The sequence below is a fragment of the Microvirga makkahensis genome (genome assembly GCF_009830105.1).
In the GTDB taxonomy this organism is placed as follows: Bacteria; Pseudomonadota; Alphaproteobacteria; order Rhizobiales; family Beijerinckiaceae; genus Microvirga; species Microvirga makkahensis.
Genome location: NZ_WURB01000001.1, coordinates 381,329 through 398,985, shown reverse-complemented (window position 1 = coordinate 398,985; position 17,657 = coordinate 381,329). Strand labels below are relative to the sequence as shown.

Annotated in this window: 16 protein-coding genes; 8 read left to right on the top strand and 8 right to left on the bottom strand. The window is 62.9% G+C overall.

Features of this window, described 5'->3' with window-relative positions; all coding sequences use genetic code 11:
* Positions 1-15 precede the first annotated feature (15 nt).
* Complete coding sequence (locus tag GR328_RS26615) at positions 16-183, bottom strand: hypothetical protein (RefSeq protein WP_170304097.1); 168 nt, start codon at positions 181-183, stop codon at positions 16-18.
* A 331-nt stretch (positions 184-514) separates the two neighbouring features.
* Between GR328_RS26615 and GR328_RS01895 the strand changes: the two genes are divergently transcribed.
* Positions 515-1,048 (top strand): hypothetical protein, encoded by a 534-nt coding sequence (locus tag GR328_RS01895; RefSeq protein WP_160882827.1) that lies wholly within the window; start codon positions 515-517, stop codon positions 1,046-1,048.
* A gap of 40 nt (positions 1,049-1,088) precedes the next feature.
* Here GR328_RS01895 and GR328_RS01890 read toward each other — a convergent pair whose 3' ends face one another.
* Entirely contained in the window at positions 1,089-1,682 is a 594-nt protein-coding gene (locus GR328_RS01890) for a peroxidase-related enzyme (protein ID WP_160882826.1), read from the bottom strand.
* A 123-nt stretch (positions 1,683-1,805) separates the two neighbouring features.
* Between GR328_RS01890 and GR328_RS01885 the strand changes: the two genes are divergently transcribed.
* Positions 1,806-2,603, top strand: a complete 798-nt coding sequence (locus GR328_RS01885) for an enoyl-CoA hydratase (protein WP_160882825.1) — start codon at positions 1,806-1,808, stop codon at positions 2,601-2,603.
* A 21-nt stretch (positions 2,604-2,624) separates the two neighbouring features.
* Here GR328_RS01885 and GR328_RS01880 read toward each other — a convergent pair whose 3' ends face one another.
* The 5 genes from GR328_RS01880 to GR328_RS01860 all read right to left on the bottom strand — a co-directional run bounded on the left by GR328_RS01880 (position 2,625) and on the right by GR328_RS01860 (position 9,433).
* Entirely contained in the window at positions 2,625-4,265 is a 1,641-nt protein-coding gene (locus tag GR328_RS01880) for an AMP-binding protein (RefSeq protein WP_160882824.1), read from the bottom strand.
* A 202-nt stretch (positions 4,266-4,467) separates the two neighbouring features.
* A complete protein-coding gene (locus tag GR328_RS01875) occupies positions 4,468-5,697 on the bottom strand; it encodes an ABC transporter substrate-binding protein (RefSeq protein WP_160882823.1) in 1,230 nt (409 codons plus the stop codon).
* Positions 5,698-5,864: 167 nt separating this feature from the next.
* Positions 5,865-7,061, bottom strand: coding sequence for a mannonate dehydratase (gene uxuA / locus GR328_RS01870; RefSeq protein ID WP_160882822.1), 1,197 nt, complete (start codon positions 7,059-7,061; stop codon positions 5,865-5,867).
* Positions 7,062-7,122: 61 nt separating this feature from the next.
* Positions 7,123-8,691, bottom strand: a complete 1,569-nt coding sequence (locus tag GR328_RS01865; protein ID WP_160882821.1) for a UxaA family hydrolase — start codon at positions 8,689-8,691, stop codon at positions 7,123-7,125.
* A 13-nt stretch (positions 8,692-8,704) separates the two neighbouring features.
* Positions 8,705-9,433: a GntR family transcriptional regulator gene (locus GR328_RS01860; protein WP_160882820.1), complete on the bottom strand. Its 729-nt coding sequence runs from the start codon at positions 9,431-9,433 to the stop codon at positions 8,705-8,707.
* 118 nt (positions 9,434-9,551) lie between these two features.
* Between GR328_RS01860 and uxaC the strand changes: the two genes are divergently transcribed.
* From uxaC to GR328_RS01830, 6 genes are read left to right on the top strand one after another with little or no spacing between them, the layout of a single operon-like run.
* Positions 9,552-10,955, top strand: coding sequence for a glucuronate isomerase (uxaC, locus tag GR328_RS01855; protein ID WP_160882819.1), 1,404 nt, complete (start codon positions 9,552-9,554; stop codon positions 10,953-10,955).
* A 50-nt stretch (positions 10,956-11,005) separates the two neighbouring features.
* Positions 11,006-12,193, top strand: a complete 1,188-nt coding sequence (locus GR328_RS01850) for an ABC transporter substrate-binding protein (protein ID WP_160882818.1) — start codon at positions 11,006-11,008, stop codon at positions 12,191-12,193.
* Positions 12,194-12,207: 14 nt separating this feature from the next.
* Positions 12,208-13,293 carry an ABC transporter ATP-binding protein gene (locus tag GR328_RS01845; protein ID WP_160882817.1) on the top strand — a complete coding sequence of 362 codons (1,086 nt, stop codon included), beginning with the start codon at positions 12,208-12,210 and terminating at the stop codon, positions 13,291-13,293.
* Entirely contained in the window at positions 13,293-14,201 is a 909-nt protein-coding gene (locus tag GR328_RS01840) for an ABC transporter permease (RefSeq protein ID WP_160883015.1), read from the top strand. The genes GR328_RS01845 and GR328_RS01840 overlap by 1 nt, the downstream gene beginning before the upstream one ends.
* Before the next feature lie 4 nt (positions 14,202-14,205).
* Positions 14,206-15,048, top strand: a complete 843-nt coding sequence (locus GR328_RS01835; RefSeq protein WP_160882816.1) for an ABC transporter permease — start codon at positions 14,206-14,208, stop codon at positions 15,046-15,048.
* A gap of 7 nt (positions 15,049-15,055) precedes the next feature.
* On the top strand, positions 15,056-16,543 hold the full coding sequence (locus GR328_RS01830) for a mannitol dehydrogenase family protein (protein WP_160882815.1): 1,488 nt from the start codon (positions 15,056-15,058) through the stop codon (positions 16,541-16,543).
* On the opposite strand, the gene GR328_RS01825 is transcribed toward GR328_RS01830, so the two are convergent.
* Positions 16,533-17,651, bottom strand: a complete 1,119-nt coding sequence (locus GR328_RS01825) for an adenylate/guanylate cyclase domain-containing protein (RefSeq protein ID WP_160882814.1) — start codon at positions 17,649-17,651, stop codon at positions 16,533-16,535. The genes GR328_RS01830 and GR328_RS01825 overlap by 11 nt on opposite strands.
* Positions 17,652-17,657: the final 6 nt, after the last annotated feature.

The following is a 17,657-nucleotide window of genomic DNA, read 5'->3' as shown; positions in this document are numbered from 1 at the left end:
CCACCCCGGGCCCGATCAGGCCTCCGTAGGGGTAGAAAGCCCCAGATCCTCGATCTTAGACCGAACCTCGCTGATCGGACGCTTCAGCTTGAGGCTGATCACCGAGGCGGGAACACCCTCCTTGACCAAGGCGATCAGTGTTTGGACGGCTTCATAGGTCCATGGGGAACCGGTCAAGTTCATGAACACCTCCAGTTATGTGCCAAGCTCTTCCAAAAGGTAGGATGAAAGCCCGGAAAATCCAATGGCGGGGCACGATGCCGGTCTCCGTCATGATCGTGCCACCTGTCACCAGATCCAGTTTCTTGTCAGGGTGGAGCTCGCCACACACTATGCGCATGACGTGACAATGCAGATTCCCGGATGAAGGATTGCCGATCCGGGCAACTGCCGAACCAGTCTTCATCAGCCGCGTTGTTCCTGCTTCGGTGCGGCTCCGACACTGCTGAGGCAGAGGCTGCGCCTTCCGGCCGGACCGGTCGGGGGCTCGTCTCATGCAGCCCAGGGTGATGTCATGACGGGGGCATGGAGCGACCCGACCATTCATCTCGTGAAGGCGACCGTTCCTGCGCTCCAGGAACACGGGCTGGCGACTTCCTGGCCCATGTCCCCGGCCCATGTACGAGCGCATGTTCCGGAACGGGGAGGCCGCAATCTCTTCAACCTATCCCTTCACGGCGAGACCGGCTCGCAGCCCAGGTGCCTCGACAAGGTCCCCCATCGCGTTCATCGCACGCCGAACGACTCGACCCGCGCCATGAGGGACCACGTCCGGTCCCTGGCCGAAGCCCATCCCGACCTCCGGGCTGCGACCTTCCGTCGGGTCGCGACCGAGGATCGGCTCGGCGAGGACTACGACCACGAGGGGCTGATCTCGGTGGAGTGGCTGCGAGCCAACACGCCGCTGGACGAGGCGGCCTACTATCTGTGCTGCCCGCGACCCCTCCTGTGGGCGTTCGTGGGTGGACTGGCCCTTGCCGCGGTCCGGTCGAAACGCATCCACTACGGGTTTCTCGGGTCGGCCGACGAAAGTCTCGCGGCCGTCTGATGAACACTCGGACCGAAGATGGACGAACCTGCCGACGATCTCACCGCCTTGCAGGCACGGCCTCTGTCCTGCCCATCGTGTAGAACTCGTCGTTGGGCCGCATGCTCGTGACGTTGGCCATGCGGTTCGACATGCCGAAGAAGGACGAGATCGCTGCGATGTCCCAGGCGTCCTCCTCGCTGAAGTCGTGGGCGCTCAGGCGGTCCAGGTCCGCATCGTCTACGGCATAGGCTTCGAAGGCGACCTTCATGGCGAAGTCGAGCATCGCCTTCTGCCGGTCCGTGATGTCTGCCTTGCGGTAATTGATGGCCACCTGATCAGCGATCAGCGGGTTCTTTGCCCTGATTCGAAGGATCGCTCCATGCGCGACTACGCAATACTGACACTGGTTCGCATTGCTCGTCGCGACAACGATCATCTCACGCTCCGCCTTGGTGAGGTTTCCCGGCTTGTCCATCAGCGCGTCGTGATAGGCGAAGAACGCGCGGAACTCGTCCGGGCGGCGGGCAAGGACGAGGAAAACGTTCGGCACGAAGCCCGATTTCTCCTGGACCGCGAGAATGCGCGTCCGGATGTCGTCCGGCAGGTCGGCGATCTCCGGTGTGGGAAAGCGGCTGATTGGCGTCTGGCTCATTGGGGCTTCCTTCCTGGCGTGGTGCTGCGGCATGAAGACGGCCGCACCATTCTTTGAGCATCAGCTTATTCAGCTTGGCTCCAACCGACAACGTGCTTAAATGTGGGGTAGGAGAGAGGATCCATGAGCGCGCAGATTGCTTCCGATGAGCCCATCCTGATCCGCGAAGAGCGGGAGGGAGTTGTGACCCTGACGCTGAACCGCCCCCGCCAGTACAATGCACTCTCTGAAGAGATGCTGGAGGCGCTGCAGCAGAACCTGGACGAACTGGCCGTCGACGAGAGCGTCCGCTGCGTCGTGATCGCCGCCGCGGGCAAGGCATTCTGCGCGGGCCACGATCTCAAGCAGATGCGCTCCAACCCGCGTCAGGAATACTACGAAGATCTGTTCCGGCGCTGCGGACGCGTCATGCAGAGCATCGTGAACCTGCCGATTCCAGTAATCGCCCGCGTGCAGGGCATGGCAACGGCGGCAGGGTGCCAGCTCGTCGCGTCCTGCGATCTGGCGGTAGCTGCCGAGAGCGCGACATTTGCCGTCTCAGGCATCAACGTGGGCCTCTTCTGCTCCACGCCGGCAGTCGCGCTCTCCCGCAACGTCGCTCCCAAACAGGCTTTCGAGATGCTGGTGACGGGACGTTTCATCTCGGCCGCAGAGGCGCTCTCCTACGGCCTGATCAACCGCGTCGCGGCGGATGCGGAGCTCGGTGCGGCCGTTGCCTCACTCACCTCTGACATCTGCTCCAAGAGTCCCGTCGCGATCCGCACCGGCAAGGCCATGTTCAGCCGCCAGCGCAGCATGAGTCTCGAAGAAGCCTATGCCTATGCGGGCCAGGTGATGGCCTGCAACATGATGGCCGAGGACGCGGCGGAAGGCATCGATGCCTTCATCGGCAAGCGCAAGCCTGTATGGAAGGGACGCTAGCCGCATCCCTTGTCCCATGCCTCAGGCGCTACGGGCGTGGGCGCGAGCCATGTCGCGGAGCTGGAACTTCTGGATCTTGCCGGTGGAGGTTTTCGGCAACTCGGTAAAGATGACCGTACGCGGGCACTTGAACGAGGCGAGATGCTGTCTGCACCAGGCGATGAGGTCTTCGGCCGTTGCAGATTGATCCGCCCTCAACTCCACAAAGGCGCAGGGCGTCTCGCCCCATTTCTCGTCCGGCATCGCGACGACTGCGACCGCCTGGACCGCAGGATGCTTGTAGAGCGCATCCTCCACCTCGATGGAAGAGATATTCTCGCCGCCCGAAATGATGATGTCCTTCGAGCGGTCCTTCAGCTGCACATAGCCGTCTGCATATTTCACCCCAAGATCGCCGGAATGAAGCCAGCCCCCCGCGAAGGCCCTCTCGGTCGCGCCGGGGTTCTTCAGATAGCCCTTCATAACGACATTGCCGCGGAACATCACCTCGCCGAGGGTCTTTCCGTCCGCTGGCACGGGCTGCATCGATTGCGGGTCGAGCACGTCGAGCGCCTCGAGCACCGGATAGCGCACGCCCTGGCGCGCCTTCTTCGCCGCATATTCGGCTGACGGCAGCCCGTCCCAATCCTCGTGCCATTCGTTGACCACGGCGGGACCATAGACCTCTGTGAGGCCGTAGAGATGCGTGACGTCGAAACCTGCATCCTTCATGGCGGCCAGCACGGCTTCCGGCGGCGGAGCCGCTGCCGTCATGAAGCGCACCGTCTGGGGGAACGTGCGCTTTTCCGCAGCGGGGGCGTTGAGGAGCGTCGACATGACGATCGGCGCGCCGCAGAGATGGGTGACCCCGCAATCGGCGAGAGCGTCGTACATGGGTTTCGAGCGCACTGCGCGCAGGCAGACATGCGTGCCGGCGACGATCGACAGCGACCAGGGGAAACACCAGCCGTTGCAGTGGAACATGGGCAGCGTCCACAGGTAGACGGGGTGCTGGCCCATGGCGCTGGTGACGATGTTGCCAATCGCGAGCAGATACGCGCCGCGGTGATGATAGACGACGCCCTTCGGATCGCCCGTCGTACCGGATGTGTAGTTCAGGGTGATGGCGTCCCACTCGTCGCCGGGCAGGCTCCAGGCGAAGTCGGGATCGCCCTCCGCCAGAAAATCTTCGTACTCGAGGGCGCCCAGGCGCTCGCCTGAGCCGATAAACTCGGGATCGTCGTAGTCGATGACCAGGGGCTTGACGGAGGTGAGCTCGAGGGCGGCCTTCACCACACCCGAGAATTCCCGATCCGTGATGAGCACCTTCGCTTCGCTGTGCGTGAGGGAGAAGGCAATGATCTTAGCGTCGAGGCGGGTATTGAGCGTGTTGAGCACTGCGCCCGCCATGGGCACGCCGTAGTGACATTCGAGCATGGCGGGAGTGTTGGGAAGCACCACGGACACCGTATCGCCGCGCCCGATCCCGCGCCGGGTCAGAGCCGATGCGAGGCGCCGGGAGCGGGCGTAGAACTCGCGGTAGCTGCGCCGCAGGGAGCCGTGGATGATGGCAATGTGCTCGGGGTGGACGCTTGCGGCCCGTTCCAGGAACAAGAGGGGCGTCAGCGGCTGGTAATTCGCCGGGTTCTTATCGAGATTTGTATCGTAAACAGTCGAAGTCACGAGCGCTTCCCCAATGTCTGCCGATGAGATGCCGAGGGCTCCAGGACTTGACAGGCTAGGCTCGGCACGACGTTCCTGTGTAACCCGATCTTATCAAAAGCGTAGCCACTCGTCTCGGGTGTTTGCGGCGGGCGCGCCTTAGCAATAAGGCGTGCGGGTGTACCGGCAGGGCCGCCTCGCGGGTGGCCCTGCCTTCATGGTGTTACTGGCCCACACTGACGAGCGGGCATTCGCTCTCAGAAAGCGGGCGGAAGGCCTCATCGCCCGGGATGGTGCGGATCAGCTTCAGGTAATCCCAGGGCTCGCGGGATTCCTCCGGCTTCTTCACCTCGAGAACATAGAGGTCGTGGACCATGCGCCCGTCCTCACGAACCTTGCCGCTCTTGGCGAAGAAGTCGTTCACCGGAAGTTCCTTCATCTTTCTCGCGACGGCCTGCGCCTCGTCCGTGCCTGCGGCCTCGATGGCCTTGAGGTAGTGGATGATCGACGAGTAGACACCTGCCTGGCCCATCGTCGGCATGGCCTTGTGGCGCTCGTAGAAACGCTTCGACCAGGCACGCGTCTCGTCGTTGAGGTCCCAGTAGAAGGCCTGGGTCATCAGGAGGCCCTGCGCCTGTTTCAGGCCGATGGCGTGGACATCAGTGATATGCATGTAGAGACCGGCAAGCTGCAGGCCGGAAGCCGTGATCCCGAACTCATGCGCCTGCTTGATCGCGTTCACCGTATCGGCGCCGGAATTGGCGATGCCGATGATCTTGGCTCCCGAGCTCTGGGCCTGGAGAAGGAAGGAGGAGAAGTCGTGGTTGCCTTGGGGGTGTCTCACACCGCCGGCAACCTTGCCGCCAGCCTTGGTCACGGCATGGGCGGTGTCGCGCTCCAGCGCATGCCCGAAGGCATAGTCCGCCGTCAGGAAGAACCAGGGACCGCGACTTGCGAGGGGCTGTCCCGTGCCGACGGCGAGGCCGTAGGTGTCATAGGTCCAGTGAATGCCGACAGGTGAGCAGAACTTGCCCGTGAAGTCCGAGGATCCGCCTGTCGAGGCTATGATCAGACGGTTCTTCTGCCGGCCGATCTCCTGGACTGCCAGCATGACGGAGGAGGTGGGAAGATCGACGATGGTGTCCACCTGCTCCACGTCGATCCAGCGATTGACCACGGCGGAACCGACATCGGGTTTGTTCTGATGGTCGCCCGAGACGATCTCGACGGGCTTACCGAGCACCTTGCCGCCGAAATCCTCGACGGCCATCTGGGCGGCGATAGTCGAGCCGGGACCAGCCATGTCCGCATAGATGCCGGATTGGTCGTTCAGCACGCCGATCTTAACTAATCCGTCGGAGATCGGTTCCGCCGTTTGGGCCGAGGCGGGCGAGACCCCCACGACGATAGTGCCGATCGCCGCCATCACTATGGCCCGGTGCTTGCGAGACATTGTCCTCTCTCCCTTGGACGAGTTCCTACGGGGGGAGACAAAGCGCCAAGCCTCGTTCTTGTCAACGGAAAAGTTCTTTTAAAAGAACAAATCGGACCGAATCTGCGGATTTCCGAGAAGTGCAGGCGGGGTGAGGGCCTCTCGACGCGCGGTGCTCCTGGAGGGCTCTAGAGTGGCAAGCCTCGAAGCGTCGAGATGGCTGTCATCACGCCACGCAGTTCGGCGAGCCCTTTCAGCCGGCCTATGGCGGGGTAGCCTGGGTGTGTCGGCTTGCCCACATCATCGAGAAGTTCGTGGCCGTGGTCCGGGCGCATGGGAATGCGCCAGCGCTCCTCGCCGGTCTCCTTGCGGCGCTTTTGCTCTTCGAGAAGCGCCGTGACGACGGCCACCATATCGGTGTCGCCTCCGAGATGATCCGCCTCCATGAAGGAGCCGTCCGGCTCCTTGGCGACATTGCGCAGGTGGGCAAACCAGATGCGGCTCGCAAAGCGCCGTGCGATAGCGGGCACATCGTTGAACGGACCGGCTCCGAGGGAGCCGCTGCAGAGCGTGATGCCGTTCGCGGGCGAGTCGACAGAGCCGAGGATGAAGGCAAAATCCTCCTCGTTCGAGACGATACGCGGCAGGCCCATCAGGGGACGTGGCGGATCGTCCGGATGGATGCACATCCGGATCCCGAGTTCCTCGGCAACGGGTATGACCTCGCGCAGAAAGCGCGCCAGGTTCTCGCGCAGGGCAGTGGCGTCGATGCATTCGTAACGGTCGAGCATCGCACGCAGGCCAGGGATGTCGTAGCGGTCGTAGGCGCCGGGAAGGCCGGCCATGATGGTGGCGAGAAGCTTGCCGCGGTCGGCTTCCGAGGAGCGGTCGTACCACTCTTTCGCGCGCGCCATGACCTCAGGGGATTGTTCCGCCTCCGCGCCTGGACGCCGCAGTATGAAACAGTCGAACGCGGCATATTCATGCGCGTTGAAGCGCAGCGCCGTTCCTCCGCCGGGAAGAGGGTGGGCGAGCTCCGTGCGTGTCCAGTCGACGACCGGCATGAAGTTGTAGCACACGGTGGTGACCCCGCATCGGGCGAGGTTGCGAAGCGACTGGCGGTAATTGTCGAAGAGCGTGCTAAGATCGCCTTCGCCAATCTTGATTTTCTCGTGAATGGGCAGACTTTCGACCACGCTCCAACGCAGACCCAGAGACGGGTCGGCAGTGATTTCAGCCTTGCGTTTTTCGATTTCCTCCACACTCCAGACGACGCCGTAGGGAATGTGATGCAGAGCCGTCACGATACCCGTGGCACCGGTCTGACGAATATGGGGAAGCTGAACGGCATCATCGGGGCCGAACCAGCGCCAAGTCTGTTCCATGAAAACACCTTACGGGATCAAGCCGACCTCCCGGATCGGCCATGGACATTGATTCAAATTCCTACATCACCGCGCCGATCTGCCAAGGCAGGAATTCGGCGTCGCCATATCCGAGAAGCTCCGACTTCGACTGCTCCCCCGAGGCGACCCTTAGAATTTTCTCGAAGATCTCCCGGCCCTTCTCTTCGATCGGGACGCCATCGAGGATATCGCCGCAATTGACGTCCATGTCGTCGATCATCCGCCGATAGACATCACTGTTGGTCGCCAGCTTGATCGAGGGAGTGGGCTTGCAGCCATATGCGGAGCCGCGCCCGGTGGTGAAGCACAGAACGTTCGCGCCTCCTGCGACCTGTCCTGTCGCCGAGACAGGATCGTAGCCCGGCGTATCCATGAACACGAAGCCTTTCGCCGTCACCGGCTCAGCATAACGATACACCGCGTTGAGAGCCGTCGTGCCGCCTTTAGCTGCTGCCCCCAGAGATTTCTCGAGGATCGTGGTAAGGCCGCCAGCCTTGTTGCCGGGGGAGGGATTGTTGTTCATCTCGCCTTTGTTGCGGGCCGTGTAGTCTTCCCACCAGCCGATGAGGTCGACGAGTTTCTCGCCGATCTCGCGCGTCGCCGCGCGACGGGTCAGCAGATGCTCTGCGCCGTAGATCTCGGGCGTTTCCGACAGGATCGCGGTGCCGCCATTCCGGACGAGAATGTCCACGGCGGCTCCCAGCGCCGGGTTCGCAGTGATTCCCGAATATCCGTCAGAGCCGCCGCATTGCAGGGCTAGGACCAGTTCCGAAGCGGGCACCGTTTCGCGCCGGAAGCGATTGGCGAGCGGAAGCATGTCGCGAATTGCCGCGACACCGGCCTCGACGGATCTGCGAGTGCCGCCCCTCTCCTGAATCGTCAGTGAGCGGAATGTTTCGCTCTCCACGATGTTGTAGAACTCCTTCCAGCGCCCGATCTGGAAAACCTCGCAGCCCAGCCCTACCATGAGCACTCCGCCCATATTGGGATTGGAGGCGTAGCCCCATTGAGTGCGCCTGAGGATCTCGGCGCCTTCACCCTTCTGGTCCATGCCGCAGCCCGTACCGTGCACGAGGGGAACGATGCCGTCGATGTTGGGATAATCGTCGAGTATGCCGGAGCGTTCGACTTCCCGCGCGATGAAGCGGGCAACCGAAGCCGAGCAGTTCACGCTCGTGAGGATCGCCAGATAATTTCGTGTGCCGACCTTGCCGTTCCCGCGCCGGTAGCCCTGGAACGTGGCGCGCGCTTCGGGGGGCAGCAGGGGCGTGGGCTTCGCGTCCTCCGCAAAGTGCCAGTCGCGGGCGAAGGCATGCATCTCCACATTGTGCTCGTGGAGCCACTCGCCAGGCTCGACAGGCTTCGCGGCGAAGCCGATGATCTGACCGAACTTGAGAACCGGCGCGCCTCGAGCGATGGCGGTGATCGCCATCTTGTGCCCCTTGGGCACGCGATCCCGGGCCGTGACCTCATCCACCAGAGATCCGGGCATGATGGGGTCGACGGCCACGACGAGGTTGTCGCGCTCGTGGAGACGCACGATCCGCGGCCTCCGGGCCGGTTCCGGCTTGCCTGGTGTCGTCAGTTCTTCCGGCGCTGCTCTGTTCATTGCGACCGAGCGCTCATGCGCTGAGAACGTCCGGGGACGCCTCTGTCTCGGGCTCGAAAAGGTGTGGGTGCTGCGCGGCGAGCTCGGGCAGCGTGCGCAGGATTTCGCTCAGGTGCTGGTGCATCGCTTCCTGTGCTGCTGCCGGATCTTTGTTCTTGATCGCGTTCACAATGAGCGTGTGCTGCGCAAGAACCACGTGTCTCGGAACGGCCTTCGTCATATCGAGAAAGCGCACGCGATCCATCTGCGGCTTGATGTCTTCGATCATCCGCCATGCCGCCGGGCGGCCTGCTGTCTCCGCGAGGAGCCGATGAAATTCCTCGTCGAGCGCAAGAAACTCCTCCGTCGAGGCAGAGCGTTGCGCGCGGCGCTGGCGGGTGAGGCTTGCATTCAGTTCGGCAAGCATGACCGGCGCCGCTTTCGATGCGGCCTCGCGGACGACCGCGCATTCCACCGCTTCCCGGATGAAGCGCGCGTCCTCGACGCCCGCTCGAGAAATCTTGACGACCTGCGTGCCGCGCTGCGGCAGAACCCGAACGAGGCCCGCCTCACTGAGCTTGATCAGGGCTTCCCTCACCGGCGAGCGGCTGACCCCGAATTGTTGCGCCAAGTCCTGCTCGGATAGCATTTCCCCTGGGGAGATTTGCATCGTCACGATGGCCTGACGCAAGGCACGCGTGACCTGCCGCGCCATAGGTTCGCGGCTGACATCGAATTTCAAAAGGGGGAGTCTATTAGTCATAAGTGGCACACTACCATACTAGTAGGCCATTGCAAAGCCGGTAGAACCGCTCTAACCTTGGGGTGCGATCTCAGAGAATGGCCGGCAAGGTCGAGACGAACTCTTTAGGGAGAATGCCATGCTGATCCATCCGGACCGGCTGTTTCCCGTTGAGCCTGCAGCACGGGATGTGGCGCGCAGGCTCTACGAGGGAATCCGCGATCTGCCGATCGTCTCTCCGCATGGCCATACGGACCCGCGCTGGTATGCGGAGAACCAACCATTCCCGGACCCGGCGGCGCTGTTCGTCATTCCCGATCATTACATTTTCCGGATGCTCTACAGCCAGGGTATAAGCCTTGAGGAACTCGGCATTCCGGCTAAGGACGGCCGGCCGGTCGAGCGCGACCCTCGGGTGATCTGGCGGCGCTTCGCCGCGCATTACCACCTCTTCCGCGGCACGCCCACGCGCGCGTGGCTCGACCATACCTTCGCGACGCTCTTCGGTTTCACCGAACGGCTCTGCGCCGACAACGCAGACGCCTATTACGATCGGATCGATGCGGCCCTGCGTACGCCGGAGTTCCGCCCGCGCGCTCTGTTCGAGCGCTTCCGGATCGAGGTCATCGCCACGACGGAAAGCCCGCTTGACCCTCTGGTTTATCACGAGATCATCCGCCGCTCGGGCTGGGGAGGACGCGTGGTCACGGCCTACCGCCCCGATCCGGTGGTCGACCCGGATTTCGAAGGCTTCCCGCAGAACCTCATCCGATTCGGGGAGGTCACAGGCTGCGACACGACCAATTGGAGCGGCTATCTCGAGGCGCATCGCAAGCGGCGTGCGTTCTTCCGCACCTACGGCGCGACATCCACCGATCACGGACATCCGACGGCGCGAACCGCCGACCTGTCACGGGCGGATGCCGAGGCCCTGTTCCGCCGCGTCTCGACGGGCGATGCGAACCCCGATGACGCCGAGCTGTTTCGCGCGCAGATGCTCACGGAGATGGCCGCCATGAGCGTCGAAGACGGCATGGTCATGCAAATTCATCCGGGCTCGTTCCGCAATCACAACGATACGGTCTTCAACCGCTTCGGCCGGGATATGGGAGCCGACATTCCCACCCGCACGGATTACGTCCATGCGTTGAAGCCGCTCCTCGACCGGTTCGGCAACGAGCGCAATTTCACTCTCATCCTCTTCACCCTGGACGAGACGAGCTACTCGCGCGAGCTCGCGCCGCTCGCAGGACATTACCGGGCACTGAAGCTCGGTCCTGCCTGGTGGTTCTTCGACGCGCCCGATGGCATGCGCCGCTACCGGGAGCTCACGACGGAGACGGCCGGGTTCTACAACACGGTCGGCTTCAACGACGATACTCGGGCCTATCTGTCGATTCCCGCCCGTCACGACGTGGCGCGACGGGTCGACTGCGCCTTTCTGAGCCATCTGGTGGCCACTCATCGTCTCGACGAGGATGAGGCGCACGAGTTGGCCTACAACCTCGCATATCGCCTCGCGAAGGAGGCCTACAAGCTGTGAGAACGGACCTGGCCGGCAAAGAGGCCAGTCGCACAGAACGGGAGGAAGACATGACGAACCTGATCAGCAGACGAACCTTCGTGGGCGGTGTGGCTGGCGCTGCCGGTGCGGCCGCTCTAAGCGGTCCGAGCTTCGCTCAATTGGCATTGCCGAAAAGCCCGGTCGCGCTCAACATCATCGACGTCGCGGGTAATCTGGCTCTGACCCAGAAGGCGATCGAGAATTACCGCAAGACCAAGCCCGATCTGGTTTCCCGCATCACTTTCACCAAAGCTCCCGCGCCTGAGCTCGCAGGCAAGCTCAAAGCGCAGCAGGATGCGGGCCGGGTCGATATCGATCTCGTGCTCACAGGCACTGACGCGCTCTCCGCCGGGATCGACCAGAAGCTCTGGGTGGATCTCATTCCGCAGCACGCGAGTGCCCTGCCCAAGCTCGACGACATCTATCTTCCTGCAGCCGCCAAGATGCAGACCTTGGCGAAAGGGCAGGGCGTCGTCGTCACGTATTATCCGTCGGGCCCTCTCCTCGAATACATGCCCGACAAGGTCAAGAAGGTGCCCACGACGGCCGAAGAGCTGCTGGCCTGGAGCAAGGAAAATCCGAACCGGCTGATTTATGCCCGGCCCGCGAATTCCGGACCCGGCCGCACCTTCATCATGGGGCTGCCTTACCTTTTGGGCGACAGCAATCCGCAGGATCCCGCCAAGGGCTGGGACAAGACCTGGGCCTATCTCAAGGAGCTCGGCCAGAATATCGAGTACTACCCGTCCGGAACGGGCGCGGTCATGAAGGAACTGGGCGAAGGCTCACGCGACATGACCGTGACGACGACCGGCTGGGACATCAATCCACGCGTGCTCGGCGTCGTTCCGAAGGAGGCGAAGGTTGCCGCGCTCAAAGGCTTCCACTGGGTCGCGGACGCGCACTACATGTGCATCCCGAAAGGGCTGTCGAACGAGAAGATTGCCGTTCTTCTCGACCTGATGAGCTTCCTCCTCACCAAGGAGCAACAGGCCTACACCTACGACGAGGGCTACTTCTACCCCGGCCCCGCCGTGAAGGACGTCACTCTCGATATGGCTCCTCCGGAGAGCCAGGCTGCGATTAAGGAATACGGGCGCCCCGAATACGAGAAGTGGATCGCCGAGAACCCGATCGAGCTGCCGCTCCAGCCGGAGCAGATGGTGGTTGCGTTCCGCATGTGGGACGAGCAGATCGGCGGGGCAAAGCGCAAGTAATCCGAGGACCCGCGATGACCATAGCTCTCTCACAGTTCGGCGAAGTCCGGCTCGACCGCGTCAGCCGCGAATTCGGGGCCCTCAACGCTCTTCGCGATGTCTCTCTTACGATCCAGCGACGCGAGTTCATCGCGCTGCTCGGGCCGTCCGGCTGCGGCAAGTCGACGACGCTGAACTGTATCGCGGGTCTTCTTCCCGTCACGGGCGGTGCGATCTGGCTCGACAAGAACCGGATCGACACGCTCCGTCCCGAAGAGCGCGGCTTCGGTATGGTCTTTCAGAACTACGCGCTGTTTCCCCACCTCAACGTGCGTCAGAATATCGGTTTCGGCCTCAAGATGCGTGGAATGCCGAAGGCGGAGATCGATCGCAAGGTGAACGAGGCGCTCGGCCTCGTCCGTCTCCAGGGACAGGAGAACAAGCTGCCTGGTCAGCTGTCCGGCGGTCAGCAGCAGCGCGTCGCCATCGCTCGCGCCATCGTCATCGAGCCGCCGCTCGTCCTCATGGACGAGCCGCTGTCCAATCTCGATGCAAAGCTGCGTCTCGAAATGCGAGCCGAAATCAGGCGCATTCACAACGAGCTCGGTGCGACAACGATCTACGTGACTCACGACCAGGACGAGGCCCTGTCGCTCGCCGACAGGATCGTGGTGCTGCGCGATGGCGTCGTCCGCCAGGTCGGAACGCCGAAGGAGCTCTATGAAGCACCGGCTCATCTCGATGTGGCCGAATTCATGGGGTTCCGCAACAGGCTGAAAGGCACGGTCGTCTCGGTGGAGAACGGCAGGGCGCTTCTCGACGTGGAAGGTTCCAGGATCAGTGGCGTCGCCCGCGAAAATCTGTCGGTGGGCTCGACCGCTTATGCGGCGATCCGCCCGGACGATCTTGTTCTTGGCGAGGCCGGCGGAAATGCATTGAAGGTCAAGGTCGATACCATCGAATACCGGGGTCGCGAATTCGTCGGAACGGCGCATTCGGAGGGTGGGCTCGACTTTGTCTTCCGCTCCCATCAGCCGGTCGATCTGGGGTCGACCGTTCACCTTCAGGCCGACGATCAGCGCGTTCTCGTCTTCGCCGAGCCGATCAAGGGGAGGAGATGATGGAGGCAATCGCGCCCACAACCCGCGTCGTTCAGGGGCCGAGCTTGAGGCAACGGCTGGCCGCCAGAGGGTTCGACGCGGTGACTCTTCTGGTCGTTCCTGCGGCCGTCTTCAGCCTGCTGCTCTTCGTCTATCCCTTCGCCTTCGGCTTCATTCTGTCCTTCGAGCCGAAGAATGGCGGCTGGCTCGCCAATTACCAGCGCTTCTTCTCCGATTCCTATCTCTACGACACGATCGCCAACACGCTCTTGCTGTCCGTTCCGGTCACGCTGCTGAACCTGCTGTTCGCCGTGCCGGTTTCGTTTCGCGTGCGGCTCATGCGGCGCCAGCGCCTTCTGACGACGATCCTCGTTCTACCGATCACCCTCGGGACTGTTCTGGTCGCCGAAGGACTTCTGAACTATCTCGGCCCTCAGGGGTGGTTCAACCGGACTCTTGTCGCCCTCGGTCTCATCGATCAGCCCTTGCGGCTGGTTCACAACTATTGGGGCGTTTTCGCCTCTCTCGTGATCACGGGATTCCCGTTCACGTTCCTGCTGACCCTATCCTATGTCACCGGCATCGATCCGGCGCTGGAGCAAGCGGCGGCAACTCTCGGGGCAAGTGCGTGGCAACGCTTCGTCCACGTATATCTGCCGCTCCTGATGCCGGGATTCGCCATCACGTTCTGCCTGTCCTTCGTGCAGGCTTTCTCGGTCTTCCCCTCGGCGGTTCTGCTCGGCGAGCCGGCGGGCTCGACCCGCGTGATCTCGATTGCAGCCTATCAGGCCGCCTTCGAGGAATACGACTACTCCATGGCTTCGGCCGTTGCGATGATCATGGGCTTCGTTCAGCTCGCCATCGTCGTGCTGGTGCTCGCCTCGCGCGGTCTGTTCTACCGCGGCCCTGCCTCCGGCGCGAAAGGATAAGGCGATGATCCGCGACACGACACTTGGCGCGAAACTATGGGCTGCGGCCGTCTGGAGCCTAGTCGGTTTCTTCGTCATCAATCTTCTTGCCATGATCGGGACGGTGATCACGAGCTCCTTCGCCACCCGGTGGCTCGGCACGTGGCTGCCGCTCGGCTGGACCACGCGTTGGTATTCGTCCGCGTGGAGCGAGTTCCAGCTCTGGGATGTTCTGATCGTCACGTTTCAGGTCGCCGGACTGGTGGTTCTTCTCTCGGGAGCGCTGGGCGTTACCGCGGCCTATGCGCTCGCACGCCGCGAGTTCGCGGGCAAGCGCCTCCTGGTGCTGCTATTCCTGCTGCCGCTGCTGATTCCGCCGATCACCTTCGGCATTCCGCTGGCGACCGTTCTATACCGGACGGGCCTTGCGGGCACGTTCTGGGGCGTCGTCGTGGCCAATCTGGTTCCGACGGTTCCCTTTGTGATCCTCGTCATGATCCCCTTCATCGAGCAGATCGATCCGAAGATCGAGGCGGCCGCCCGGGTGTTCGGGGCCAATACCTTCAAGCTCTTCATCCATGTGCTCCTGCCTTTACTCCTCCCCGGCATCCTGGCGGCGCTTCTGCTGGTTCTTGTGCGCACCATCGCCATGTTCGAGCTGACCTTCCTGGTCGCTGGGCCGACGAGTCAGACTCTGGTCGTGGCGCTTTATTATGCGGTTTTCGCTGCGGGCGTTCGCGCCGTGCAATCGATCGACGCCATGGCCGTCGTCTACATGGCCACGACGCTGGTCTGGCTCGTCATCGCCCTGCGCTTCGTCAATCCGACGCAAATCGTCACTCGCGCAAAGCAGCAGCCGGCGCATTGAGGGTGTCATGCCGAAACGCCTGAGCGAAGCAAGCCTCGCCGATCTGCCTTCGGCCGTCGTGCGTCCCCGGTACGACCGCCGCGAGGTTTCGTCCGGCATCGTGCATCTCGGCGTGGGCGCGTTTCACCGCGCTCACCAGGCTGTCTATGTCGACGATGTCCTGGCGCAGGATCCTCGCTGGGGGATCGTGGCGGCGAGCCTGCGCAGCCCGGACACCTACGATGCGCTGGAACCACAGAACGGTCTCTACACGCTCTCCATTCGCTCGGGTGAGGGAGAGGCGCTTCGCGTCGTCGGCTCGATCCAGCGCGTCATCGTCGCCCCGCGGGCCGTCGAGGATCTTCTGCGCGCCATGGCCGATCCGAGAACGCGGATCGTTTCGCTAACGGTGACCGAGAAGGGCTATTGCCACGACCCGGCAACCGGAACGCTGAACGAATCCCATCCGGACATCGTGCACGATCTGCAGAATCCGCATCGGCCCCGATCCGCGCCCGGCTTCATTCTGGAAGCCTTGCGGCGCCGGTGGGTTGCCGGGATTGCCCCCTTCACTGTACTCACCTGCGACAATCTTCCGTCCAACGGGCATACGGTGAAACGGGTCCTGACACGGTTTGCGGAATTGTCAGATCCTGCATTCGGCCGGTTCGTGGCGGATGAAGTGTCCTGCCCGTCGACCATGGTCGACCGGATCGTCCCAGCGACGAGCGACGAGGATCGCAGGCGCATCAGGGAGGCATTGGGCGTAACGGACGTGTGGCCCGTGGTGACCGAGCGCTTCACGCAATGGATCATCGAGGACCGATTCCCGCAGGGCCGACCGCCCTGGGAGAATGCCGGAGCGGAGTTCGTGACGGATGTCGAGCCCTACGAGCGCATGAAGCTGCGGCTCCTCAACGGAAGCCACTCGACGCTGGCCTATCTCGGCTATCTCGCCGGTTATGAAACGGTCGCGGACGCCATGGCCGAATCGGCTTTCGAGCGGCTGATCGCGGGACTGATGGACGAGGAGGTGACGCCCACGCTCCACATGCCCACAGGCGCCGATCTCGACGCGTATAAGTACGCCCTCATCGAGAGATTCAAGAATCCTGCCCTCCGGCACCGCACGTGGCAGATCGCCATGGACGGCTCGCAGAAGCTGCCGCAGCGCCTGCTCGGGACGATCCGTGACCGCTTGCGCGAGAATGCTCCCGTCGAAAGGCTCGCGCTGGGTGTCGCAGCCTGGATGCGTTATGTGACGGGCATTGACGAGAACGGGGCTCCCATCGATGTGCGTGACCCTATGGCCGCGCACCTCCGGGAGAGGGCGGATCGGGCGGGAGGCTCGCCGGAGCAGCTGGCCGGAGAATTGTTCGCCGTGCGCGAGATCTTCGGAGACGACCTTCCCAACGACGAACGCTTTACCGGAGCTGTCGGCGCGGCCTTGGTGCAACTCTATGCGAACGGCTCAAAGCGAACCGTCGCCGAATGGTCCCAGCCTGTCAGGTCTTGAGACCCTCGACATTGTAGATCGGGATAGGGCGACTGAGGCCCTTCAAATGAAAGTCGCCCAGGGAAACCAGCGTGGCCATGTCCTCCACTTCGGATGCGATGCGCTGCGTCACCAGGATCTGGCCATCATGTGCTTCCGAGCAGAGGCGTGCTGCGACATTCGTCACGGTACCGATCGCCGCGTAATCGAACCGGCCCTCGAAACCGATCCGACCGAGCGTAGCATAGCCCTGAGAGATACCGATTCCGAAGCCGATGGTATAGCCTCGGAGGCCCCAGTCGCGGGATAATTCCTGGGTACTGTCGCGCATGGCGGCGGCGAGCCTCACGGCGCGGGCGGCAGCATCGGGGCAGGGGATGGGATCATTGAAGAAGATCATCATGCCATCGCCTGTGAACCGCTCGAGCGTTCCCTCGGCAGCGTGGATCAGCGGTCCGAGGGTGGAGTGATATGCGTTCAGCAGGGCCATCACCTCCTCGGGAGCGGCAATCTCGGCAAAGCTCGTGAAGCCGCGCAGATCGCAGAAGAGCACGACGATCTCCCGGCGGTGATGCTCCAGAATTTCAGCACTGCCGCCCTTCGAGGCGATCATGTCGGCGATCTGGGGAGCCAAGAAGCGCCTGAGGTCGCGCAACCGCTCGAGCTCCTGCACCTGCTGCTTCACCCGCGTCCGCAGTTCCCGGTTCAGAGCGGCCAGTTCGGCCGCCTGCGCCTGCACCGTATCGTAAAGGGTTTTGATCCTAAGAAGAGAGCGCACCCGCGCCACGAGGGTGGCGGGCTCGAACGGCTTCGTCAGATAATCGTCGCCTCCGGCGTCGAGGCCCGCGACAACATCCGTGATGCTGGATTTGGCGGTCAGCAGAATGATGGGAATGGGCCGAAGCGCCTCGTCGCTCTTGAGACACTTGGTTACCGCGATGCCGTCCATGTCCGGCATCATGATGTCGAGCAGGATCAGGTCGGGCCGAAGCCTTTCGGTCCGCTCCAGGGCCTCGTGCCCGCTGGTGGCCGTTGCGACATCGTATCCTTGCGCCTCCAGGCGCACCCGGACGATTTCGATGTTCTCCTCGATATCGTCGACCACCAGGATGAGGGCACGCTCGCGCATGGAGGG

What these genes read in the sequence shown, in the direction of transcription:
- GR328_RS01875 (WP_160882823.1), bottom strand. Translation starts at nt 5,697, where the DNA reads ATGTCTCGCAAGCACCGGGCCATAGTGATGGCGGCGATCGGCACTATC.
- GR328_RS26615 (WP_170304097.1), bottom strand. Translation starts at nt 183, where the DNA reads ATGAACTTGACCGGTTCCCCATGGACCTATGAAGCCGTCCAAACACTG.
- uxaC (WP_160882819.1), top strand. Translation starts at nt 9,552, where the DNA reads ATGCTGATCCATCCGGACCGGCTGTTTCCCGTTGAGCCTGCAGCACGG.
- GR328_RS01865 (WP_160882821.1), bottom strand. Translation starts at nt 8,691, where the DNA reads ATGAACAGAGCAGCGCCGGAAGAACTGACGACACCAGGCAAGCCGGAA.
- GR328_RS01895 (WP_160882827.1), top strand. Translation starts at nt 515, where the DNA reads ATGACGGGGGCATGGAGCGACCCGACCATTCATCTCGTGAAGGCGACC.
- GR328_RS01860 (WP_160882820.1), bottom strand. Translation starts at nt 9,433, where the DNA reads ATGACTAATAGACTCCCCCTTTTGAAATTCGATGTCAGCCGCGAACCT.
- GR328_RS01850 (WP_160882818.1), top strand. Translation starts at nt 11,006, where the DNA reads ATGACGAACCTGATCAGCAGACGAACCTTCGTGGGCGGTGTGGCTGGC.
- GR328_RS01845 (WP_160882817.1), top strand. Translation starts at nt 12,208, where the DNA reads ATGACCATAGCTCTCTCACAGTTCGGCGAAGTCCGGCTCGACCGCGTC.
- GR328_RS01835 (WP_160882816.1), top strand. Translation starts at nt 14,206, where the DNA reads ATGATCCGCGACACGACACTTGGCGCGAAACTATGGGCTGCGGCCGTC.
- GR328_RS01830 (WP_160882815.1), top strand. Translation starts at nt 15,056, where the DNA reads ATGCCGAAACGCCTGAGCGAAGCAAGCCTCGCCGATCTGCCTTCGGCC.
- GR328_RS01840 (WP_160883015.1), top strand. Translation starts at nt 13,293, where the DNA reads ATGGAGGCAATCGCGCCCACAACCCGCGTCGTTCAGGGGCCGAGCTTG.
- GR328_RS01885 (WP_160882825.1), top strand. Translation starts at nt 1,806, where the DNA reads ATGAGCGCGCAGATTGCTTCCGATGAGCCCATCCTGATCCGCGAAGAG.
- GR328_RS01890 (WP_160882826.1), bottom strand. Translation starts at nt 1,682, where the DNA reads ATGAGCCAGACGCCAATCAGCCGCTTTCCCACACCGGAGATCGCCGAC.
- GR328_RS01825 (WP_160882814.1), bottom strand. Translation starts at nt 17,651, where the DNA reads ATGCGCGAGCGTGCCCTCATCCTGGTGGTCGACGATATCGAGGAGAAC.
- uxuA (WP_160882822.1), bottom strand. Translation starts at nt 7,061, where the DNA reads ATGGAACAGACTTGGCGCTGGTTCGGCCCCGATGATGCCGTTCAGCTT.